The sequence below is a fragment of the Blautia sp. DFI.9.10 genome, assembly GCF_024461705.1.
Lineage (GTDB): Bacteria > Bacillota > Clostridia > Lachnospirales > Lachnospiraceae > Blautia_A > Blautia_A fusiformis.
Window position 1 is genome coordinate 1 of record NZ_JANGAA010000029.1, and the last position, 22,536, is coordinate 22,536.

Sequence of the window (22,536 nt, forward strand, 5' to 3'; positions counted from 1 at the left end):
GGAACTCTGAGGATGATCAGAGTTCTTTTTTGTTGCGAAAAAATCCTCTGCTTTATTTTTATGCAGCAGAGGATTTTTCGCGTTATGTGTTACTGCGTAGCTTATTCAGTTGTTTCACCCTGATCGATCAGAGTATAGAAGGTCAGAAGATAAAGCCCGCATAAGCCTACAAGTCCGTAGATGATCCGGGAGAGCCAGCTCATGCTTCCGAACAGGAATGCTACCAGATTAAAATTAAAGAAGCCGATCAGACCCCAGTTTATGGCACCGACCACAGCAATGGTCAGGGTGAAGTACTGCAGACATTTATTTGACATAAGTCACCATCCTTTCGTTATACATGAAATAGTTTTTCATAGAATCGAAAAAATATACACAGGAATGAGAAAAAGAAAAACGGAAATTTCTGCCAGCCATGAAAAAATCATGAAGGAGAAATTTCCGTTTTCCTTTCATATGCAAGATAAAATGTAAATTTCCGGTTTATCGAATTTGGATCGTAAATATCCGCCAGGCGATTCCGATATCTTACTTCAGCTTCAGAATCTGAGAGGTTGTCTGTCCGCCGCTTACATTCAAAGTTTCTTTGCCCTGAAGCGTTACATCACTGGTAGTATCCTTCAGAAGAAATACCTGGCATACAGTGACGGTTTTTCCGGGATCAATGGTGCTCATGTAGTTATCTACAGCATCATCACTGGCTTCCGGATAAGTTCCTTCCAGAACTTCTCCGTTCTGGGAAGCCTGCAGGGTGAAGTCTACAAATGCACTGGACTGGGAATCGCCGGAGTTTGTATAGTCGTAGTAGATCATCAGACAGGGATTTCCGCCGTAGTCCTTGGAAATCGCAAACTGTTTGAAACGGACGGAGAATTTGTCAGTTGTAATATCAATGGATGCACTTGTGCCCTCAGCAGAGGCCGTGCTGCCTGGGGTGGAAGAATCCTCTGCAGCGGCAGAACTGCTATCTGTGCTGTCATCCGTAAGCTGGGATGATATCTCGTCTTTTACGCTTTTGAAGTTTGCGCACATAACCTTGACTGTGGTGTCATCCAGAGAAACGATCTTCCAGTCGCTGCCGATTTTGATCAGAGGATAGGTAATATCGATCTCACTGTATTTCTCATCAGCTGTGGAAGCATTTTCGGCAAGAAGTGCAGCGAGCATTTCCTGGATATCATCCTGTGTCATTTCCTTTCCGGCATAGGCTGCGACAGCAACCTTACGGGTGTATTCCTGAATAGTTGCTGCATAGATATTGGTTCCGTCAATATATTTCATGTGAACCGTTATCCTGGCAGTTCCGTTCTGGATGTCAAATTTGTTTTTGGTGATCTTGTAGGTCATTTTTTTGTTGACGGTAGTGAAGAAATCTGTGTAAGCAGAATCACGGATATCTGCATCATCCAGAGCGCTGAGATCATGACTCTGGAGAAGGTTCTCCATTGTGGTAAAATCCATGTTCTGCATTCCTGTGAGAAATTTTTCTGTGGCTTCTACCGGTTTATGGCGCTGCATCATATACCAGGCGGTTCCGCCGGCTGCGGCAGCGATCAGAAGGATGATCAGACAGATCACAAGAGGCTTTTTGCTTTTTTTCTTTCTGTGGGGAGTGTCGCCTTCAAAATCATTGGAGATCAATGATCTGGAGAGCTCATCGTCATAAAAATCATTATTGTCTTCTGTATTCATTATTCCTCCTTACAATAAGTCATTCTGGTTTTCGGGTGGGTAAGTCAGAGGATATCTGTTTGCATTTGCGGGCAAACAGCATCACCCTGTGTTACCGTAACGATTATATCATAGGTTTACTGTTTGAGAAACCCCCTGTGTTATGATATACTGGAAGACACAGAAAAAGTGGTTGAGTACAGGTGACAAAGCGGAATGCGAATGCCCGCTTTATGCAGCAGAAAAGGTGAGGTGAAATATATGTTACGGACAATTCAGTATTCATTTCCTTCAAAAGCAGACGGATTGGAAATTTCCTGCCTGGCAGTAGTGCCGGAGTTGGAACGTAATGAGAAATACCGTGGGATCATACAGATCGTTCACGGAATGAGTGAGTACAAGGAACGCTACATTCCTTTTATGGAATATATGGCAGAGCGAAAATATATAAGTGTGATCCATGATCACCGTGGCCATGGGAAAAGCGTACGCAGTAAAGAGGATCTTGGGTATATGTACGGTGGTGGGGCGGATGCCATGCTGCAGGATATCCATACGGTGAACTGCTTGATCAAGGATCATTTCCCAGGTATCCCGCTGATCCTTTTCGGACACAGCATGGGCTCTCTGGCAGTTCGTGCCTATGCAGCGCATCATGACAGCTGTATGGATATGCTGATCGTCTGCGGCTCACCTAGCTATAATGTATTTCGTCCGGTCGGAGTAGCTCTGGCAAAAGCGGGAAAGACTGTTTTCGGGCCTAAACACAGTGCGGGTCTGATCGAGATGATGTCTTTTGGAAGCTATGCAATGCACTTTAAAAAAGAAAAAAACCGTTTTTCCTGGATTTGCTCTGATCCGCAGGTTGTACAGGATTATTCGGATTCAGAATACTGTGGATTTACCTTTACGGATGATGCATATCTGGCACTTTTTGACCTGATGAAAAGAGCCTATGATGTGAAGCACTGGAAGTGTACAAAGCCGGAAATGCCGGTGCTGTTTATCAGTGGGGCGGAGGATCCCTGCATGGGAAATGTGAGACAGTTTGCGAAGTCTGTCCGTGCCATGCGTTGTGCAGGATACCGGGATGTCCGGGGAAAATTATATCCGGGAATGCGCCACGAGATCCTGAATGAGAAAGACAGGGAAAAGGTTTATCATGATATATTTACATATATCTGCAAAAAAGGACTTTGAACGCTCTGTGACAGAGTGATATAATAAAAATCTGAGTGCTCCTGCAGACATCTGTGAGAGGGCGCAACTACTGAGAAAACAGGAGGATTCGTAAATTATGAGAGCAAGTGGGATTTTACTTCCAGTGTCCAGTCTGCCATCGAAATATGGGATCGGATGCTTTTCTGAGGAAGCATATGAGTTTGTAGACCAGCTGGCAAGAGCAGGACAGAAATACTGGCAGATTCTTCCTCTCGGACCTACCGGATATGGAGATTCACCATACCAGTCTTTTTCTACCTTTGCGGGAAATCCGTATTTTATTGATCTGGAGGCTTTTGTAAAAGAGGGATATCTGGATAAAAGTGATTGCGAGGACTGTGACTGGGGTACAAACGAGAGCTATGTGGATTATGAGAAGATTTATAATTCCAGATTTCGGCTTTTGAGAAAAGCCTTTGAAAATTATGACTGTGAGACAGATCAGGAGTACCGGAAGTTTGTAAAAGAAAATGCTGCCTGGCTGGAAGATTACAGCCTGTATATGGCAATCAAGGACAGCCTGAATGGGATCAGCTGGATCGAATGGCCTACGGAACTCAAAAACAGAGAAAAAGCTACATTGGCTGAAGAAAGAGAGAAGCTTGCAAAAGAAGTGGGATTTTACTGCTTCCAGCAGTTCTGCTTTTTTAAACAGTGGACAGCACTGAAAGCTTATGCAAATGCTAAGGGAGTGGAGATGATCGGAGACATCCCGATCTACGTTGCGTTTGACAGTGCGGATGCCTGGGCACAGCCGGAATTGTTCCAGTTTGATAAGGAAAATATTCCGATCGGCGTTGCCGGATGCCCGCCGGATGCTTTTTCCGCCACAGGGCAGCTCTGGGGAAATCCGCTTTATGACTGGGAATATCACAAGAAAACAGGCTATGCATGGTGGATACGCCGAATGGCAAATTGTATGAAGCTTTATGATGTGGTAAGGATCGACCATTTCAGAGGCTTTGATGAGTATTATTCCATTCCGTACGGAGATAAAACTGCGGAGTTCGGTCACTGGGAAAAGGGACCGGGAATGGATCTGTTCCGTGCGCTTGAAAAGAATCTTGGAAAGCTGGATGTGATCGCAGAGGATCTTGGTCTCCTTACAGACAGTGTGATTGAGATGGTGGAAGAATCCGGATTCCCGGGAATGAAGGTATTGCAGTTTGCTTTTGACGAGAATGAGGACAGTCCGTATCTGACGCACAGATATGAAAGGAATTGCATTGTTTACACAGGTACTCATGACAATGAGACAACAAGAGGATGGTTCCGCAATCTGAGCCAGCATGACCGAAATTTTGCCAGGGCCTATATTGGCTGTGAGGGCAAGCATGAGACTGCGGCAGTGTGGAGCATGATACGTGCGGCGATGTCCAGTGTTGCAGATCGCTGTGTGATCCCGGTACAGGATTATCTCGGCCTTGGAAATGAGGCAAGGATCAATGAACCGTCAACTCTTGGTGACAACTGGAAGTGGCGTATGAAAAAAGGCCAGCTCAATGAAACAATTATTCAGAAGATTTATAAAATGACAAAGCTTTATGGAAGACTTGTAAAAGAAGAAACGGAAGAGAAGGAAAAAACAGAAGCTGACAGGGAAAAGATATCTGACAAATAGAGAAATATAAGGATATCAGAAAGGACAGAAATACATCATGGAAAAACAGAAAAGAGAAAATAAGGAAGAGCTGCAGCAGGAAACTGCTGAGGAAAAGAATTCCGGACAGGGAAATTCTTCCACAAGAAGCAGTCTTCTGTGGATCTTTGCAGGCGGTTATCTTGTGTATACAGGATATCGTCTCTGTGCCAGTGTCATAAGCGGAGCAGAAGACTCCGGTGTGGTATTTCTGGCAGCGGGAGGTATTTTTGTTGTGATCGGAGCAGTGCTTCTGATCATGGCGATCCGTAATCTTGCAAAGGCTGGCGCACAGAAACATGAGCTGGAAGAAGCTGCTGCGAAAAAAGCGGCAGAGGAAGCTTCTCAAAATCCGGAAACCGTGGCAAAGAAAAAAATGTCAATTGCGGAGCGGGCGCATCTTGCGGAAAATCTGGATGACGCACCGGAGGAGAAAGACGAAAAATAAAACTGGATGCAGGTGAGAGTAAAATGCCTGCTGAGATATGACGATTAGTAATAGCAAAAACGGAACATCATAAGGCCAAAAAATCCTTATGTATGTTCCGTTTTTTAGGTCAGGCAGATCACAAAACAGTTATCTGCGTCTTTGCGCGTTTCTGCGCTTTTTTCGAGATTTTTTTCTGTTGGGGGTATGTAAGGTAGACCAGCAGAATGCCTGTACCAGCAAAATTCCGATCATTGCTCCGCAGCTGTCGATCCCTACATCCCTTACGGAAGGTCCGCGGGCCTCTACAAAAGACTGGTGGTATTCATCCAGTCCGGCAAATCCCACACATACAAATCCGGCAAGAAGCATCAGCCAGATTCCCCGAACTCCGTATACATAGAGGGGGAAGGAAATAGATATGGCCAACAGGCAGTATTCTGTCATGTGAGCAGCCTTACGGACATAAAATTCGATACCGGAAGCTTCCTGGGAAAGCTGTTCCAGGCTTTTGCCGGAAGCTAATATTTCGTTTTTGGTTTCTACGATCTGGTAGCTGATCTTGTAGCTCAAGGCACCGGAAACATCTCCGGTCTGTGCGGAAAAAGAGTAGATCACGCACATCATCAGGATCGCAGGTGCAAAAGAAAAAGGTTTTAATAATGTAATCAGTATTTTCATGGCTCTTAATATAGCACTCCCGCATGGAAAAGTCCAGAAAAATACAGAAAAAGAACAGGGAAAAGGAAAAACAGGGAGAGAAGGTTAAATGGGATAGGAGGTTAAAGGGGAAGTGGACAGTAAGGACTGAAATGTGTTAGAATATAAAATAAATTTCAGGGGCATTTTTAAGAAAAAAGCAGCCCGGGATCGAATAGAAGAAAATTACAGGAGGAAATCAACAAATGAGTCTTGCAGATAATATATTTATTGACATGTGCAAAGATGTCATAGAAAACGGAACCAGCACAGAAGGTGAGAAGGTACGTCCTGTGTGGGAGGATGGAACTCCGGCTTATACCATCAAGAGATTTGGTGTTGTGAACCGTTATGATCTCCGGAAGGAGTTTCCGGCACTGACTTTAAGAAAAACAGCGTTAAAGAGTGCAATGGATGAGATTCTATGGATCTGGCAGCAGAAATCCAATAATATCCATGATCTTCACAGCCACATCTGGGACAGCTGGGCAGATGAGAACGGTTCCATCGGAAAAGCCTACGGCTATCAGTTAGGTGTGAAGCATCAGTATAAAGAGGGAATGATGGATCAGGTAGACAGAGTTCTTTTTGATCTTAAGAACAATCCGTACAGCAGAAGGATCATGACCAATATTTATGTACATCAGGATCTCCACGAGATGAATCTTTACCCATGTGCCTATTCCATGACTTTCAATGTAACCAAGGAACCCGGAAAGGACAAGCTGGTCCTTAATGCGGTGCTGAACCAGAGATCTCAGGATATCCTGGCTGCAAACAACTGGAATGTGTGTCAGTATTCTCTTCTTCTTATGATGATCGCACAGGCCTGCGATATGGAAGCCGGAGAGCTTGTTCATGTGATCGCAGACTGCCATATTTATGATCGTCATATTCCGGTAATTAAAGAACTGATCTCCAGAAAACCGTATCCTGCACCGACAGTAAAACTGAATCCGGAGATAAAGGATTTTTATAAATTCACCACCAATGATCTGATCGTGGAGAATTATGAGACATGGCCACAGATCAAAAATATTCCCATTGCAGTATAATTGCATAAAGAAAGGAAGAAAGAATGAATATTATTGTTGCAGCAGATAAAAACTGGGGAATCGGAAGAAATAATGAACTTCTGGTAAGTATTCCGGCAGATATGAAGATGTTCCGTGAGGAAACTACAGGAAAAGTGGTTGTTATGGGAAGAAAAACACTGGAGTCTTTTCCAAACGGACTTCCTCTGAAAAACAGAACCAACATTGTGATCACCGGCAACAGGGATTATCAGGTAAAAGGTGCGGTGATCGTTCACAGCATCGAGGAAGCACTGAAGGAAGTGGAAAAATATCCGGCAGAGGATGTGTACTGTATCGGCGGAGACAGTATTTACAAACAGATGCTCCCGTACTGTGATACAGCTCATGTGACAAAAATCGATTTTTCATATGAAGCGGATGCGTATTTTCCAAACCTGGATGAGGACCCGGATTGGGAGATCACAGCGGAGAGTGAAGAACAGACATACTTTGATCTGGAATATGCGTTTGTGAAATACGAGAGAAAAGATAGATAATGTGAGCACAGATCATAAAGCAGAATGAGAATGCCCGCTTTGTACAGAAAAACAATGAAGAAATAATAAAAAAACAGACCACCGAAAAAAATACGGCGGTCTGTTTTTTTGTGCTTAATGTTATGTATAATGACGAAAATCCGATAATTACTCGATTACGTGGATCCATCCTTTCGGTGCTTCGATGCGTCCCATCTGGATACCGGTCAGTGTGTCGTACAGCTTCTGGATAACCGGTCCCATCTTCTCCATTCCGCTTGGAAAGCAGATTTCCTTGCCGTGATCATTGATCTTTCCGACAGGAGAGATAACTGCAGCAGTACCGCAAAGACCACACTCTGCAAAATCTTTAACCTCATCAAAGTAGACCTCACGCTCTTCAGCTTCCAGTCCAAGGTACTCCTTTGCAACGTAGATCAGAGAACGACGTGTGATAGAAGGAAGGATGCTGTCAGACTTCGGTGTTACAACCTTGCCGTCTTTAGTAACGAAGATGAAGTTTGCTCCGCCTGTCTCCTCAACTTTTGTACGAGTCTTGGGATCAAGGTACATGTTCTCATCAAAGCCCTGTTTGTGAGCATCTACGATAGCATGAAGGCTCATTGCGTAGTTCAGGCCAGCCTTGATGTTACCGGTTCCGCAAGGTGCGGCACGGTCATAGTCGCTGACACGGATCGTGATCGGTTTGGCGCCGCCTTTAAAGTATGGACCAACCGGTGTTGTAAGGATACGGAACTGATATTCGTCAGCCGGTTTAACACCGATCACGGCGTTGGAACCAAACATGTACGGGCGAAGATAAAGTGTTGCGCCGGAACCATATGGCGGAACCCATGCAGCATTTGCCTTAACAACCTGCTCAACAGCGTCGATAAATCTTTCCTTCGGGAATACCGGCATTTCAAGTCTTGCTGCAGATGCAGCCATACGCTCTGCGTTCAGGTCAGGACGGAAAGTAACGATATGTCCGTCTTCTGTTGTGTATGCCTTCAGACCCTCGAATACACTCTGAGAATACTGAAGCACACCAGCACACTCGTTGAGTACGATATTAGGGTCTGTGCTTAAAGTACCCTCATCCCATTTTCCATCTTTAAAATTAGACACATATCTGTAGTCGGTTGGCATGTAAGCGAATCCGATGCTGGACCAGTCGATGTTCTTTTTTTCCATAACGATTCCTCCGTTTACAATTTTTACTTTTTACCATTGTAAAACTTTTACGTGATGACTTCAATAGTTTTTTGTTCCTTTTTTTCATTTGCTTGTAATTTTAATATGATTTCGATATAATAAAAATTATCTATGGACTGGAGGGAAAAATGGACAATCACGAATTTGAAGACCTTGGAAAAAAGATTCAGGATATTGTAGATAATGCAGTGAATTCAAACAGCTATCACGAATTAAGCCATACGATCAACCAGACAGTAAATAAGGCCATTGATTCCGGAAGCGAAGCGCTAAAAAATGCGCTGAATTCCGTGTTTGATCCGGGTGCTGATCCGGAATTCCGTAAGAAAAGCTATACATACCAGAGCCCTTATTACGGAAGAAGCAGAAAAGCAAAGCAGCAGGCTGCAAGGAAACAGTCGGAACTGCTCTACGGAAAGACTACCGGTGAGAATCTCAAAGGCATGATGATGGCAGTTTCCGGTGGGATACTTTTAAGTGGCATGGGGCTTGGAGCCATGGTGCTTCTGATCTGGATGGGCATTGGACACAGCGGTGCACTTGCAGCAGGTGTGCTTGGAGTGATGTGTGCAGGCGCAGCAGGTGGCGGTGCTCTTCTTGGAGCAGGAACAAGCCGTCTCGGAAGACTGGGACGTTTCCAGAAATATATCCGTGCGCTGGGAGACCACACCTACTGTAATTTTCAGAAGCTTGCCCAGGCAGCAGGAAAGAACGAGAAATTTGTAAAAAAAGATATCAGCAGAATGATCCAGAAGGGCTGGTTTCTGGAAGGCCATGTGGATGAGCAGGGAACCTGTCTGATCACCAGTAATGAGACCTATCAGCAGTATCTGGAAACACAGAAGCAGCTGGAGCTTCGTAAACAGGAAGCAGATCCTAAGGTTCAGCTGGAGGAGAATATGAGTCCGGAAGCCCAGGAAGTCCTGAGAAAAGGAAATGAATTTCTGGTAAAGATCCGTGAGAGCAATGACGCCATTCCCGGGGAAGAAATTTCCGCAAAGATTTCCAGGATGGAAATGATCGTTCAGAAAATTTTTGAGCGTGCAGGAGAGCATCCGGAGGTGATTCCGGATCTTAAGAAAATGATGGATTACTATCTGCCCATGACTGTGAAGCTTCTGGATGCTTATGAGGATATGGATGGACAGCCTGTACAGGGCGAGAATATCACGGCTTCCAAGAAAGAAATTGAAGAAACCATTGATACACTGAATATTGCTTTTGAGAAACTTCTGGATTCCATATTCCGGGATACCGCATGGGATGTATCCACCGATATTTCTGTGCTGCATACAGTTCTGGCACAGGAGGGACTGACAGAGGATGATTTCGAAAAAATGAAACAGAATGCGGAAATGAAATAAGTACAACGAGCAGATCAGAAGCTGGAATACAGACATCTGCCGGAAGGTACAGTTGATCAAGGAGAATGCTTATGGGAGAAGAATTTAAAGACTTTGAGGTAGAAGCACCGGTGCTGACTTTGGAACCGGATTTCACGGAAGAAAAAGAAGAAATTGCAAAAAAAGAACCGGAGAAACCCCAGGAGCCTGCAGTAGAGGAACCGGTGTTATCTCCCCAGGAACAGAAAATCGTAGAAGATTTTGCAGCAAAGATCGATATTGAAAATACAAACCAGATCCTGCAGTACGGAGCCGGCACTCAGAAGAAGATGGCAGATTTTTCTGATGCAGCGCTGGTAAATGTGAAGACACAGGATCTTGGGGAGGCAGGAGAGCTTCTTGCAAATGTGGTAGGAGAATTGAAGGATTTTGATGCCACAGAGGAAAAGGGATTTTTCGGCTTTTTCAAAAAACAGACAGCGAAGGTGGAAACTCTGAAAAACCGTTACACAAAGGCCGAGGGAAATGTGACGAAGATCACGGAAGCTCTGGAGCAGCACCAGATGCGTCTGATGAAAGATTCTGCCGTGCTGGATAAAATGTATGAGCAGAACCTTGCATACTTTAAAGAACTTTCCATGTACATTCTTGCAGGTAAAAAGAAGCTTAGGGAAGTCAGAGAAGGCAAGCTCAACGAATTGCATCAGAAGGCAGCGGCAAGCGGACTTCCGGAAGATGCACAGGCTGCCAATGATCTGGAAAACAAATGTGACCGCTTTGAGAAAAAGCTTCATGATCTGGAGCTTACCAGAACCATTTCTATGCAGACTGCACCGCAGATCCGCATGATCCAGAACAATGATACGACGATGATCGAGAAGATCCAGACAACCATTGTAAATACCATTCCTCTCTGGAAAAGCCAGATGGTGCTGGCTCTAGGAATTGCGCACTCCACAGAAGCCGCACAGGCACAACGGCAGGTTACGGATTTTACCAATGAACTTCTGAAGAAAAATGCGGAAACGCTTCACCTGGCATCTGTGGAAACTGCAAAGGAATCCCAGCGTGGTATTGTAGATATTGAAACTCTGAAAAAAACCAATCAGGAACTGATCCAGACACTGGATGATGTGATGAAGATCCAGCAGGAAGGCCGTGAAAAACGTCAGGCAGCAGAGGCAGATATGAGACGTATGGAAAACGAACTGAAAACAAAGCTGCTGGAGATCCGACGTTAGGAGTAAGAGTAAAAAGATAGTTCAGAAAGGAAAGGCAGGGCGTTTGAAGACACCTGCCTTTCAGGATTCATAAAGGAGATTTTTATGTACAGAGATCATACAAAAGTAATAAAAATTGGAAATCGTGTTATCGGAGGAGGAAATCCGATCCTTATCCAGTCCATGACCAATACGAAAACTGAAGATGTAGAAGCAACGGTTGCGCAGATCCTTTCACTGGAAAAAGCAGGCTGTGATATTATCCGCTGCGCAGTTCCTACTATGGAAGCTGCGAAGGCTTTATCCCAGATCAAAAAACAGATCCATATTCCGCTGGTTGCGGACATCCATTTTGATTATCGCCTTGCCATTGCAGCCATGGAGAACGGTGCGGACAAGATCCGTATCAATCCGGGAAATATCGGTTCCAAAGAGAGGATCCAGGCAGTTGTGGATACAGCAAAGGAACGGAATATCCCTATTCGTGTAGGAGTAAACAGCGGTTCCCTTGAAAAAGAACTGGTAGAAAAATATCACGGTGTTACGGCCGAAGGACTTGTGGAGAGTGCTCTTGATAAGGTGCACATCATTGAAGAGATGGGATATGACAATCTTGTGATCAGCATCAAATCTTCTGATGTTCTCATGTGCGCCAGAGCCCATGAACTGATCGCAGAAAAAACACAGTATCCTCTTCATGTGGGAATTACAGAAGCAGGAACTCTGTATTCGGGAAATATCAAATCAGCTATCGGACTTGGGATCATCCTGTATCAGGGAATCGGAGATACCATCCGTGTTTCTCTGACAGGCGCGCCGCTGGAAGAAGTGAAATCAGCCAAAAGGATCCTGAAAACGCTGGGACTTCGCAAAGGAGGCGTGGAGGTTGTTTCTTGTCCGACCTGCGGAAGAACAAAAATCGATCTGATCGGCCTTGCAAACCAGGTAGAGACCATGGTACAGGATATTCCTCTTGATATTAAGGTTGCGGTTATGGGCTGTGTGGTAAATGGACCGGGAGAGGCGAAGGAAGCAGATCTCGGAATTGCAGGAGGCGATGGTGTTGGTCTTCTGATCCGGCATGGAGAGGTTGTAAAAAAAGTACCGGAAACGGATCTTCTAGATACACTTCGTCAGGAACTTCTTACCTGGAATGAGCAGGAGTCATAATGGAGAAAGATTTTTTTGATGTATTTCCGCATCTTAAAGTGAAGAAAGAGCTGGAAGAACTTCTGGACATGGTATTTGTGACAAAGGTTTCCATGAACCCCGGAAGAACTCATCTGAGGGTTTATATCGAAAGCAGCCGCTGGATACACAAGAAGAATATTTTTGCGCTGGAGGATGAGATCGAACGGCAGTGCTTTCCGGGGATTCCCATGACTGTAACAGTTGTGGAAAAATTTCATCTTTCCGAGCAGTATACACCGGAGAACTTTCTGGAAAGCTACCGTTCCAGTATGGAGATGGAGCTGCGCAACTATAACATGCTGGAGTACAATCTGTTCCGTAGATCAAAAATCATTTTTACAGGAAAAGATACCTTGCGTATGGAGCTTCCGGATACGGTTATTTCCAGACAGAAAAGCGAAATACTTGTTGAATATTTTCATAAAGTTTTCTGTGAACGCTGCGGTATGGATCTGAAAGTGGAACTGGATTTTGTGGAAGTGAAAGAGAGTAAATACCGGAAAAATGCTGCACTTCAGATCAAACAGGAAGTGGAAAATGTCCTGAAGCATGCCAAACTCAGCGGGGATCAGGAAAGCGAACCGAAGCAGGAGGATACAGCCAGGGAAGAGACAAAGAAAACCTCTGGAGATAAGAGCGGCGAAAAGACAAACGAGAAGAAATCCGTTGACAAAAAACAGCAGAAGGTTCAGAAGGGGGATTTCCGCGGCAGCTTCGGATTCCGCAGGGACAGCAATCCGGATGTGGTTTACGGCAGAGATTTTGATGGAGAAACGATTCCGCTGGAGAGCATTACCGGTGAGATGGGTGAGGTTATCATCCGATGTCAGGTTATGGATGTGGAAGCTCGTGAGATCCGAAATGAGAAAACGATCCTGATCTTCCCTGTGACCGATTTTACGGACAGTATTGTTGTGAAGATGTTTCTGCGTAACGAGCAGGTTCCGGAAGTGACGGAAAGTGTAAAAAAAGGCGCATTCCTGAAGCTGAAGGGAGTTACCACCATTGACCGTTTTGACAGTGAGCTTACTATTGGAAATATTACAGGTATCAAGAAAATCGCCAATTTTACCAGCACAAGAATGGATACCAGTCCTCAGAAGCGTGTGGAGCTTCACTGTCACACCAAGATGAGCGATATGGATGGTGTCAGCGATGCAAAGGCATTGGTAAAACGTGCCTATGAGTGGGGACATAAGGCTATCGCTATCACGGATCATGGCGTGGTGCAGTCCTTCCCGGAGGCAAATCACTGCTTTGATGCCTGGGGCGGTTGTGTTCCAAAGGAGTCTGATTTTAAGGTGCTCTATGGAATGGAAGCGTATCTGGTAGACGATCTGAAGGGTATGGTCACCAATTCCAAAGGGCAGCGGCTGGATGGAGATTTTGTTGTTTTTGATATTGAGACTACGGGATTCTCAGCACTAACCTGCAGGATCATTGAGATTGGCGCGGTAAAAGTGGAAAAAGGACAGATCACAGATCGTTTTTCCACCTTTGTAAACCCGGAAGTGCCCATTCCGTTCCGTATTGAGCAGCTGACAAGCATCAATGATTCCATGGTCCTGGATGCACCTGTGATAGAGGAAGTACTGCCGAAATTCCTGGAATTCTGTGAGGGCTGCGTAATGGTGGCCCATAATGCGGACTTTGATATGAGCTTTATTATTGAAAACTGTAAACGGCAGGGGATTTCGGATGATTTTACTTATGTGGATACCGTTGGTATGGCTAGATTCCTTCTTCCTGCCCTGAACCGTTTTAAACTGGACACGGTAGCCAAGGCAGTAGGTGTTTCTCTTGATCATCACCACAGAGCTGTGGATGATGCGGCATGTACCGCAGAGATTTTTGTGCGGTTTGTAAAGATGCTGGAAGAAAGAGATATTTTTGATGTGGATGAGATGAACAGGCAGGGTGCGGTTTCACCGGATACCATCCGAAAGCTGCCCACATACCATGCTATTGTTTTTGCAAGAAATGAGACCGGAAGGATCAATCTGTACAAGCTGGTAAGCCAGTCCCATTTAAAGTACTATCACAGAAGACCAAGGGTTCCCAAAAGTGTGCTGGAAAAATACAGGGAAGGCCTTCTGGTGGGAAGTGCCTGCGAGGCAGGAGAGCTTTATCAGGCACTTCTTCGCAATGCACCGGATCAGGAGATCGCCAGACTGGTAAATTTTTATGACTATCTGGAAATCCAGCCTCTTGGGAACAATGCGTTTATGCTTGCGGATGAAAAACATGATATGATCAATTCTGAGGAAGACTTAAAAGAGATAAACCGGAAGATCGTAAAACTTGGAGAACAGTTCAAAAAACCGGTGGTTGCCACCTGTGATGTGCATTTTATGGATCCTCAGGACGAGGTTTACCGACGGATCATCATGGCAGGAAACGGATTTTCTGATGCAGATAACCAGGCCCCGCTTTATCTTCGTACAACGGAGGAAATGCTGGAGGAATTTTCCTATCTGGGAAGTGAAAAGGCGGAAGAGGTGGTGATCACCAATACCAATAAGATCGCGGATATGATCGAGAAGATATCACCGATCCATCCGGATAAATTTCCACCGGTCATTGAGAACTCCGAGCAGGATCTTAAGAATATCTGTTTCACGAAGGCCCACGAAATGTACGGAGATCCGTTGCCGAAGATCGTGGAGGACCGTCTGGACAGGGAGCTGAATTCTATTATCTCCAATGGTTATGCGGTAATGTATATCATTGCACAGAAGCTTGTGTGGAAGTCCAATGAGGACGGCTATCTGGTTGGATCCCGTGGTTCTGTAGGTTCTTCTCTGGCAGCGACCATGTCCGGTATCACGGAGGTAAACCCTCTGCCGCCTCATTATCTCTGTCCGAATCCGGACTGTAAATACAGTGATTTTGATTCCCCTGAGGTGAAAAAATACGCGGGTATGGCAGGATGTGATATGCCGGATAAGATCTGTCCGAAATGCGGTGCCAGGATGAACAAGGAAGGCTTTGATATTCCTTTTGAGACATTCCTTGGTTTTAAAGGTGATAAGGAGCCGGATATCGACCTGAACTTTTCCGGTGAATATCAGGCCAATGCCCACCGGTATACAGAGGTTATCTTCGGAAAAGGGCAGACCTTTAAGGCGGGAACCATTGGTACCCTTGCGGAAAAAACCGCATTTGGTTATGTGAAGAACTATTATGAGGAACGGGGGCAGCACAAGCGTTACTGTGAGATCAACCGTATCGTGAAGGGCTGTACCGGTGTCCGCCGTACCACTGGCCAGCATCCGGGAGGTATCATCGTACTGCCTATGGGTGAGGAGATTGAGAAATTTACACCTGTGCAGCACCCGGCCAATGATGTGAACAGTGATATCATCACCACACATTTTGATTACCATTCCATTGACGGAAATCTTCTGAAGCTTGATATACTTGGACACGATGATCCGACCATGATCCGTATGCTGGAGGATCTGACCGGCATCAGTGCAAGAACAGTTCCGCTGGACCAGAGAGATGTCATGTCCCTGTTTGCGGGAACGCAGGCTCTGGGGATCAGCCCGGAGGATATCGGCGGCTGCAGGCTGGGATGCCTCGGGATCCCGGAGTTTGGTACAGACTTTGCCATGCAGATGTTGATCGATACCAAGCCGAAATATTTTTCCGACCTGGTACGTATTGCTGGACTTTCCCACGGCACGGATGTATGGCTTGGAAATGCCCAGGTATTGATCCAGAATGGTACGGCTACCATTTCCACAGCAATCTGTACGCGAGATGATATTATGATCTATCTCATCGGAAAAGGAGTGGAAAGTGGTCTGGCGTTTACCATCATGGAGAGTGTCCGTAAGGGAAAGGGGCTTCGTGAGGAATGGATCCAGACTATGAAAGAGCATGATGTTCCGGACTGGTATATCTGGTCCTGTAAGCTGATCAAGTACATGTTCCCGAAAGCCCATGCGGCAGCCTATGTTATGATGGCGTATCGTATCGCTTGGTATAAAGTGTTTCATCCACTGGCTTATTATGCAGCATTTTTCAGTATCCGTGCCACATCCTTTTCCTATGAACTGATGTGCATGGGAAAAGAACGTCTGGAATATTATATGGCGGAGATCCGGAAAAAAGGTGATGAGGCATCCAAGAAGGAACAGGATACACTGAAGGATATGAGGATCGTACAGGAAATGTACGCCAGAGGTTTTGATTTTGTGCCGATCGATCTTTATAAGGCAAAGGCACACCGGTTCCAGATCATCGGAGATAAGCTGATGCCTGCTCTGGATACCATAGAGGGTCTTGGAGATAAGGCAGCAGAGGCAGTTGTGGATGCTGCCGCAAAAGGCAGATTCCTTTCCAAGGATGATTTCCGTGATCGTACCAAGGTCAGCAAGACCGTTATCGATCTGATGGATGATATGGATCTTTTTGGAGATATCCCGCAGTCCAATCAGATGTCACTGTTTGATTTTACGGGTTGATATATGATACCGGAAGGGCTTACAATAAATAAAAAATACTGCCGTTTATCCTGAAGGCTGATCTGGCAGTGAGAACTCCCAGGAGGATACCAGATACTATGAAAAAAGAAGAATTAAGATACCTGCAGCGACTTGCGGAGCTATATCCTACTATAGCAAAGGCTTCAACAGAGATCATCAATCTGCAGTCTATATTAAACCTTCCGAAAGGTACCGAGCATTTCATGTCGGACATTCATGGAGAATACGATGCGTTTTCCCATGTTCTTCGGAATGGATCAGGGGCTGTACGAAAAAAGATCGATGATGTATTCGGACATACCTTAAGCAACAGCGACAAACGTTCTCTTGCCACACTGATCTATTATCCGAAGGAAAAGATGGAGGTTGTAAAAAAACAGGAAGAAGACATGGAGAACTGGTACAAGATCACACTTTATCGTCTGATCGAAGTATGCAAGACAACGGCATCCAAATATACCCGTTCCAAGGTCCGTAAGGCACTTCCTGCAGACTATGCATATGTGATCGAGGAGTTGATCACAGAGAAAGCGGAAGTTCTGGACAAAGAAGCATATTACGATGCCATCGTCAATACGATCATTGAGATCGGCCGGGCAGAGAATTTTATCATTGCCCTGGCAGAACTGATCCAGCGTCTTGTTGTGGATCATCTTCATGTGCTGGGAGATATTTATGACAGAGGTCCGGGCCCGCATTTCATCATGGATCGTTTGATGAAATATCATTCGCTGGATATCCAGTGGGGAAATCATGATGTGGTCTGGATGGGAGCTGCTACAGGACAGAAAGCCTGCATTGCAACGGTGATCCGGAACAGCATCCGTTACCGAAATATGGATATTCTTGAGGATGGATATGGGATCAATCTCATGCCTCTGGCAACCTTTGCAATGGAGGCTTATAAGGATGATCCATGTACTGCTTTTGAGATGAAGGGAGATGCCAATAACTATAGTATTCTGGAAGAAGAGCTTGGACGGAAAATGCACAAGGCTATTGCCATTATCCAGTTTAAGCTGGAGGGGCAGCTGATCCGCCGGCACAAAGAATTCCATATGGAAAAGCGTTGTTTGCTTCATAGGATCGATCCGAAAAAGGGAATGATCACACTTCCGGACGGAAAAGAATATCCGCTGACCGATACATATTTTCCTACTATTGACTGGAAAAAGCCATATGAACTTACTACAGAGGAAAAGGATGTAATGGAACGCTTGGATTCCGCGTTCCGAAACTGCGAGAAACTGCAGAATCATGTCCGGCTTCTTCTGGACAAGGGAGGCCTTTATAAAACTTATAATGGAAATCTTCTGTTCCATGGAAGTATTCCACTTAATGAGGATGGAAGTCTGAAAGAAGTCCAGATTTATGGAAAAACCTACAAAGGAAAAGAATTGTACGATGTTCTTGAGACTTATGTGCGCCGGGCGTTTTTCTCTGTAAATGAGGATGAAAAGCGTAAAGGCAGGGATATTATGTGGTATATCTGGGCAGCTCCGAATTCACCGCTGTTCGGAAAAGACAAGATGACCACCTTTGAACGTTATTTTATTAAAGATAAGGAAACACATAAAGAAACTAAAAATGCCTACTATCATCTTCTGGAAAATGAGGAGGTTGTAGATGAACTGCTCCGTGAATTCGGACTGGATCCGGAAAAGGGTCACATCATCAACGGGCATGTGCCGGTTCACCAGAGTGAGGGAGAGAGTCCTGTAAAATGCAATGGCAAAGTTCTTGTGATCGACGGCGGCTTTTCCAGACCATATCAGAAGGTTACGGGGATTGCCGGCTATACACTGGTTTATAACTCCTACGGGCTGATCCTGTCTGCTCATGAGCCTTTTACTTCTGCGGAAGAAGCGGTAGCCAAGGAGCAGGATATTGTTTCCAACAGGGTGGCAGTTCACTACAATAACAAACGTACTCTGGTCGGTGATACCGATACCGGAACTGCTCTGAAGGAAAGGATCAGTGAGCTGATCCAGCTTCTGGAAGCTTACAGAAAAGGTATCATCAAAGAGAAAAAATAAGCAGAATTGAGAAATACAAGAAGAGTTTCCTGTATGCTATAGTAAACAGAGGTGATGCAGATGAGAAAAAACAAAAAAAGAAAAAAACGGCTGAGAGCGGTTCTGGTCCTGTTGATCATCCTGTTTATTCTGGCAGGACTTGGAGGGATGCTGTATGTTTCCCACAGGGATAAGGTGGAAAAAGAACAACGAAGAGAGGCCGCATTGGCTGCATTGGACAGTATTCCGGAGGTGACAGCAACTCCGGCAGCAACAGCAACACCGGTTCCGACAGCGACACCGACACCGTCATTGACACCGGTCCCGACAATCCTTCCGGCATTTGAACCGGAAAATTATCAGGGGATCTGGTACAGCGAAGACGGGCTGACAACGATCGATATTTATGATATCAGTCTGAAATCTGTTTCCTTTACCTATAAGAGAGTGAATGGAAAAGATCCTTCCATGACCGCAGAAGCAGATGTGACTGCAGAGGTAGCAGGAAATGCCACACAGTTCCGTTTTAAGGATTCCGAAGGGAATAAGGCAAAAGGAGAGTTTGTTTTCGATAAAAGTGGTGAGCTTTATGTGAAGGTAAAAACATATGAACGGGGAGATGGATCTCTGACCTATCCGAAAACAGAGTCTATTATGACCCGGCAGGAGTCATCCCTGGAAGTATCCGAAAATTCCGAAGAAGATGCTTTCTATAATGAAAGCAACGAAAATTCCTATGAACAGGAATCCTACAGCGAGAGCAGTGAAGATTCTTCTGATGAGAATACAGAAGAATATGAGATTCCCTACGGAGAAGAAGAAACCTATTATACGGAATGATCAAAAAAAAATAAAACACGGTAAAATAAAGAATCCCCGGATTTTGGCAATCAGGGAATCCCGATACAGGAATTCCCGAAACTGTTCCACATTTCCGGGGATCTCTTTATTTGATCATTTTTTTGCGGTCTGTGCGGCCGACGAGATAATCGATGCTGGTGTCGTAATAATTTGCCAGCCGGATAAGCATTTCGATAGGAATATTACGGGATCCCGTTTCATAATGGGAATAAGAACGCTGACTGATATGAAGAATCTCACTTAATTCTCTCTGGGACAGATCCGCGTCTGTACGTAAATCCTGAATACGCTGAAATTTCATTGTGCTCACCTCTTCTTTCTATTGAAAGTATAAAACAGAACGAAATGCACCCTTGCAAAAGAGAGCAAAATGGACTATACTAAATTTATTATCTTCTAAAATTCAGAAAATGTCTATCTGAAAATTCCCTTGTTTTTAACCAATGCGGATTTCGAATATCCGACTGACCTGAAAAGACGAAAAGATGGAAGATCGGGATCCGTTTTTTTCGCAGAAAGGAATGTATTTGTTTGCGAGTGTTTTATCAGCAGCGATCTACGGAATGGAAGTACGTGAGATCCAGGTTGAGGCAGATGTCAGTGATGGTCTGCCTTCTTTTGCTATGGTAGGATTTCCCTCTGCCCAGGTGAGAGAGGCCCAGGAAAGAGTCCGGACTGCATTTAAGAACAACCGGCTTTGTCTGCCACCAAAAAAAGTAACTGTAAATTTTGCACCTGCCGATATGAAAAAGGAAGGAGCCGGTTTTGATCTGCCTGTGGCGGCTGCAGTACTTGCGGCTGCCGGAATTCTGGAACCGGATCTTCTGGAAGGAGTTATGATCGTAGGAGAGATCAGTCTGAATGGAGAGATCCATGGGGTTGCCGGAGTTTTGCCTCGGGTGATCCGCGCAAGAGAGCTGGGCTTACGCTTTTGCGTTATTCCGGAGGAAAATATCCGGGAGGGGAATCTGGTGAAGGATATGCCGGTGTTTGGAGTAAAAAGTCTGAATGACATGATCCGGTGTCTGAGAGACCCAATCACTTATACAGCTGCGTATCAGGAAAAAGAAAAAATAGAAAACAAACCGGAAATACCAAAGGTTGATTTTGCGGACATCTGCGGGCAGGAAGGAGCCAGGCGGGCGGCAGAGATCGCAGTGAGCGGTTTTCATAATATTCTTTTTATCGGACCGCCAGGATCCGGAAAGACCATGCTGGCAAGACGTCTGCCTACCATTATGCCGGAGATGACATTTGAGGAAAGCCTGGAGATCACCAAGGTATACAGTGTGGCAGGACTTCTCACGGAAAAAGATCCGCTGATCCGGCAGAGGCCTTTTCGAAGTCCGCATCATACCAGTTCCCCTCAGGCTTTGGCAGGTGGCGGCAGGATACCGGGGCCGGGGGAGATCACTCTTGCACACAGAGGTGTTCTTTTTCTGGATGAGATGCCGGAATTTTCCAGAAAAAGCCTGGAGATCCTGCGTCAGCCGCTGGAAGATAAGGAGATCCATCTGTCCAGAGCTGCCGGAACCTATGTTTTTCCGGCCAGTTTTATGCTGGCGGCAGCGATGAATCCCTGTCCCTGCGGATTTTACCCGGATATGAACAGATGTCGCTGTACATCAGGGGAGATCACGCATTATCTTGGAAAGATCAGCCAGCCTCTCCTGGAGCGTATTGATATCTGCACGGAAGTTCCGGCAGTGAGTTTTTCAAAAATGAAAAAGAAAATTGCAGGGGAATCCTCTGCTCAAATAAGAAAGAGGGTGGAAGCAGTACAGGAGATCCAGAGAGAACGTTACAAAAAGGAAAAATTTTGCTTCAATGGGGAGCTTGACGGAAGAAAACTGGAAAAATACTGTGTAATGACGGGAGGGGCAGACAAACTTCTGGAGCAGGCATATGAGCAGTTTCAATTCAGTACCAGAGCATATCATAAGATCCTGAAAACGGCCAGGACCATCGCGGATATGGAATCTTCCGAAAAGATAAAGGAAGAACATATCTGCGAGGCGTTGGCTTACCGGGCATATGATAAGAAATACTGGTCATAAAACAGAAAAAAGGAAGGTATTTTATATGGAAGAAATACAGCAAACAAGGATCCGGTGTGCCCGGAAGGACAGTAGTGTTTATCCGGCAAGACTTAAGGAACTTCCCGGTATGCCAAAACAATTATATTACATTGGAAGCTTTCCGGATGATGCCAAACCTACAGCGGCGATCGTGGGAGCAAGGCTGTGCAGTCCTTACGGACGGATACAGGCCTTTAATTACGGAAAATTCTTAAGCGAACATGGGGTACAGGTGATCAGCGGTATGGCGGCCGGCATTGATGCTGAGGGCCACAAGGGTGCTCTGGAAGGTGGTACCCCGACCTTTGCCGTGCTGGGAAATGGTGTGGACATCTGTTATCCTTCATCCAGCAGAGGTATTTACCGGAGGATCCCCGAAAAAAACGGAGGGATTATCAGCGAATATGAACCAGGTACCAAAGGCAGGGCATATTATTTTCCGGCAAGGAACCGGATCATCAGCGGACTGGCAGATCTGGTGCTTGTGGTGGAAGCAAAAGAAAAGAGCGGATCACTGATCACAGCTGCCTGTGCACTGGAACAGGGGAAGATGGTATACGCCATTCCAGGAGCGGTAAATGATGCGCTGAGCAGAGGCTGTCACAAGCTGATCTACGACGGAGCAGGAATTGCATACTCTCCGGAAATACTTCTGGATGAGTGGGGATTATCTGTGAAAAAAAAGACAAATTTGTCTGAAAAAAGCAAGTTGGGACTTGCAACGGATTTGGATTTGGTGTATAGTTGTCTCGATTTACGACCAAAAAATCTGGATCATATTATCAGAAAAACCGGTTTTTCACCGGGAAAAACAGCCGGGATCCTGGGACAGCTTATTTTGATGGGGCTTGTGAAGGAAACCGGGAGACAGTATTATATCAGACTTGAATAAATGCTTTTTTGCCCGGAGA

General features: G+C 45.3%; 18 protein-coding genes. 13 read left to right on the forward strand and 5 right to left on the reverse strand.

What is annotated here, in order from left to right; translation table 11 throughout:
• Positions 1–101: 101 nt before the first annotated feature.
• Entirely contained in the window at positions 102–317 is a 216-nt protein-coding gene (locus NE671_RS14210; protein WP_015524323.1) for a DUF378 domain-containing protein, read from the reverse strand.
• A 211-nt stretch (positions 318–528) separates the two neighbouring features.
• On the reverse strand, positions 529–1,692 hold the full coding sequence (locus NE671_RS14215; protein WP_244095926.1) for a DUF5067 domain-containing protein: 1,164 nt from the start codon (positions 1,690–1,692) through the stop codon (positions 529–531).
• 240 nt (positions 1,693–1,932) lie between these two features.
• On the opposite strand from NE671_RS14215, the gene NE671_RS14220 reads away from it, so the two are divergent.
• The 3 genes from NE671_RS14220 to NE671_RS14230 all read left to right on the forward strand — a co-directional run bounded on the left by NE671_RS14220 (position 1,933) and on the right by NE671_RS14230 (position 4,979).
• Complete coding sequence (locus NE671_RS14220; RefSeq protein WP_022426630.1) at positions 1,933–2,871, forward strand: alpha/beta fold hydrolase; 939 nt, start codon at positions 1,933–1,935, stop codon at positions 2,869–2,871.
• A gap of 97 nt (positions 2,872–2,968) precedes the next feature.
• Complete coding sequence (gene malQ, locus NE671_RS14225; RefSeq protein ID WP_173740243.1) at positions 2,969–4,513, forward strand: 4-alpha-glucanotransferase; 1,545 nt, start codon at positions 2,969–2,971, stop codon at positions 4,511–4,513.
• 37 nt (positions 4,514–4,550) lie between these two features.
• Positions 4,551–4,979: a hypothetical protein gene (locus NE671_RS14230; protein ID WP_021651826.1), complete on the forward strand. Its 429-nt coding sequence runs from the start codon at positions 4,551–4,553 to the stop codon at positions 4,977–4,979.
• A 129-nt stretch (positions 4,980–5,108) separates the two neighbouring features.
• On the opposite strand, the gene NE671_RS14235 is transcribed toward NE671_RS14230, so the two are convergent.
• A complete protein-coding gene (locus tag NE671_RS14235; protein ID WP_173740242.1) occupies positions 5,109–5,639 on the reverse strand; it encodes a VanZ family protein in 531 nt (176 codons plus the stop codon).
• Positions 5,640–5,863: 224 nt separating this feature from the next.
• Here NE671_RS14235 and thyA point away from each other — a divergent pair, with 224 nt between their 5' ends.
• Both thyA and NE671_RS14245 read left to right on the forward strand, forming a co-directional pair.
• Positions 5,864–6,712 carry a thymidylate synthase gene (gene thyA / locus NE671_RS14240; protein WP_173740241.1) on the forward strand — a complete coding sequence of 283 codons (849 nt, stop codon included), beginning with the start codon at positions 5,864–5,866 and terminating at the stop codon, positions 6,710–6,712.
• A gap of 23 nt (positions 6,713–6,735) precedes the next feature.
• The gene (locus NE671_RS14245) at positions 6,736–7,230 is read left to right on the forward strand and encodes a dihydrofolate reductase (RefSeq protein WP_173740240.1); all 495 of its coding nucleotides are present in this window, start codon (positions 6,736–6,738) and stop codon (positions 7,228–7,230) included.
• 147 nt (positions 7,231–7,377) lie between these two features.
• On the opposite strand, the gene NE671_RS14250 is transcribed toward NE671_RS14245, so the two are convergent.
• The gene (locus NE671_RS14250) at positions 7,378–8,403 is read right to left on the reverse strand and encodes a branched-chain amino acid aminotransferase (protein WP_059085425.1); all 1,026 of its coding nucleotides are present in this window, start codon (positions 8,401–8,403) and stop codon (positions 7,378–7,380) included.
• Positions 8,404–8,552: 149 nt separating this feature from the next.
• Here NE671_RS14250 and NE671_RS14255 point away from each other — a divergent pair, with 149 nt between their 5' ends.
• From NE671_RS14255 to NE671_RS14280, 6 genes are all read left to right on the forward strand, one after another.
• Positions 8,553–9,788 carry a 5-bromo-4-chloroindolyl phosphate hydrolysis family protein gene (locus NE671_RS14255; RefSeq protein WP_129975631.1) on the forward strand — a complete coding sequence of 412 codons (1,236 nt, stop codon included), beginning with the start codon at positions 8,553–8,555 and terminating at the stop codon, positions 9,786–9,788.
• Between the two features lie 71 nt (positions 9,789–9,859).
• Positions 9,860–11,008, forward strand: a complete 1,149-nt coding sequence (locus NE671_RS14260) for a toxic anion resistance protein (RefSeq protein ID WP_173740239.1) — start codon at positions 9,860–9,862, stop codon at positions 11,006–11,008.
• 84 nt (positions 11,009–11,092) lie between these two features.
• A complete protein-coding gene (gene ispG / locus NE671_RS14265) occupies positions 11,093–12,157 on the forward strand; it encodes a flavodoxin-dependent (E)-4-hydroxy-3-methylbut-2-enyl-diphosphate synthase (protein ID WP_021651821.1) in 1,065 nt (354 codons plus the stop codon).
• Complete coding sequence (locus NE671_RS14270; RefSeq protein ID WP_021651820.1) at positions 12,157–16,650, forward strand: PolC-type DNA polymerase III; 4,494 nt, start codon at positions 12,157–12,159, stop codon at positions 16,648–16,650. The genes ispG and NE671_RS14270 overlap by 1 nt, the downstream gene beginning before the upstream one ends.
• A 98-nt stretch (positions 16,651–16,748) precedes the next feature.
• Positions 16,749–18,707: a fructose-1,6-bisphosphatase gene (locus NE671_RS14275; protein WP_129975637.1), complete on the forward strand. Its 1,959-nt coding sequence runs from the start codon at positions 16,749–16,751 to the stop codon at positions 18,705–18,707.
• 60 nt (positions 18,708–18,767) lie between these two features.
• Positions 18,768–19,526, forward strand: a complete 759-nt coding sequence (locus NE671_RS14280; protein ID WP_173740238.1) for a hypothetical protein — start codon at positions 18,768–18,770, stop codon at positions 19,524–19,526.
• A 106-nt stretch (positions 19,527–19,632) separates the two neighbouring features.
• Here NE671_RS14280 and NE671_RS14285 read toward each other — a convergent pair whose 3' ends face one another.
• Entirely contained in the window at positions 19,633–19,848 is a 216-nt protein-coding gene (locus NE671_RS14285) for a helix-turn-helix domain-containing protein (protein ID WP_015524345.1), read from the reverse strand.
• Positions 19,849–20,032: 184 nt separating this feature from the next.
• Here NE671_RS14285 and NE671_RS14290 point away from each other — a divergent pair, with 184 nt between their 5' ends.
• Together NE671_RS14290 and dprA are read left to right on the forward strand one after the other, a co-directional pair.
• Positions 20,033–21,604, forward strand: coding sequence for a YifB family Mg chelatase-like AAA ATPase (locus tag NE671_RS14290; protein ID WP_242981834.1), 1,572 nt, complete (start codon positions 20,033–20,035; stop codon positions 21,602–21,604).
• 25 nt (positions 21,605–21,629) lie between these two features.
• Positions 21,630–22,517: a DNA-processing protein DprA gene (gene dprA / locus NE671_RS14295; protein ID WP_110103465.1), complete on the forward strand. Its 888-nt coding sequence runs from the start codon at positions 21,630–21,632 to the stop codon at positions 22,515–22,517.
• The last annotated feature ends 19 nt before the right edge of the window (positions 22,518–22,536 follow it).

Bases quoted from the DNA above. Each gene is read 5' to 3' on its own strand.
- NE671_RS14210 (WP_015524323.1), bottom strand. From the start codon at position 317: ATGTCAAATAAATGTCTGCAGTACTTCACCCTGACCATTGCTGTGGTC.
- NE671_RS14215 (WP_244095926.1), bottom strand. From the start codon at position 1,692: ATGAATACAGAAGACAATAATGATTTTTATGACGATGAGCTCTCCAGA.
- NE671_RS14220 (WP_022426630.1), top strand. From the start codon at position 1,933: ATGTTACGGACAATTCAGTATTCATTTCCTTCAAAAGCAGACGGATTG.
- malQ (WP_173740243.1), top strand. From the start codon at position 2,969: ATGAGAGCAAGTGGGATTTTACTTCCAGTGTCCAGTCTGCCATCGAAA.
- NE671_RS14230 (WP_021651826.1), top strand. From the start codon at position 4,551: ATGGAAAAACAGAAAAGAGAAAATAAGGAAGAGCTGCAGCAGGAAACT.
- NE671_RS14235 (WP_173740242.1), bottom strand. From the start codon at position 5,639: ATGAAAATACTGATTACATTATTAAAACCTTTTTCTTTTGCACCTGCG.
- thyA (WP_173740241.1), top strand. From the start codon at position 5,864: ATGAGTCTTGCAGATAATATATTTATTGACATGTGCAAAGATGTCATA.
- NE671_RS14245 (WP_173740240.1), top strand. From the start codon at position 6,736: ATGAATATTATTGTTGCAGCAGATAAAAACTGGGGAATCGGAAGAAAT.
- NE671_RS14250 (WP_059085425.1), bottom strand. From the start codon at position 8,403: ATGGAAAAAAAGAACATCGACTGGTCCAGCATCGGATTCGCTTACATG.
- NE671_RS14255 (WP_129975631.1), top strand. From the start codon at position 8,553: ATGGACAATCACGAATTTGAAGACCTTGGAAAAAAGATTCAGGATATT.
- NE671_RS14260 (WP_173740239.1), top strand. From the start codon at position 9,860: ATGGGAGAAGAATTTAAAGACTTTGAGGTAGAAGCACCGGTGCTGACT.
- ispG (WP_021651821.1), top strand. From the start codon at position 11,093: ATGTACAGAGATCATACAAAAGTAATAAAAATTGGAAATCGTGTTATC.
- NE671_RS14270 (WP_021651820.1), top strand. From the start codon at position 12,157: ATGGAGAAAGATTTTTTTGATGTATTTCCGCATCTTAAAGTGAAGAAA.
- NE671_RS14275 (WP_129975637.1), top strand. From the start codon at position 16,749: ATGAAAAAAGAAGAATTAAGATACCTGCAGCGACTTGCGGAGCTATAT.
- NE671_RS14280 (WP_173740238.1), top strand. From the start codon at position 18,768: ATGAGAAAAAACAAAAAAAGAAAAAAACGGCTGAGAGCGGTTCTGGTC.
- NE671_RS14285 (WP_015524345.1), bottom strand. From the start codon at position 19,848: ATGAAATTTCAGCGTATTCAGGATTTACGTACAGACGCGGATCTGTCC.
- NE671_RS14290 (WP_242981834.1), top strand. From the start codon at position 20,033: ATGGAAGATCGGGATCCGTTTTTTTCGCAGAAAGGAATGTATTTGTTT.
- dprA (WP_110103465.1), top strand. From the start codon at position 21,630: ATGGAAGAAATACAGCAAACAAGGATCCGGTGTGCCCGGAAGGACAGT.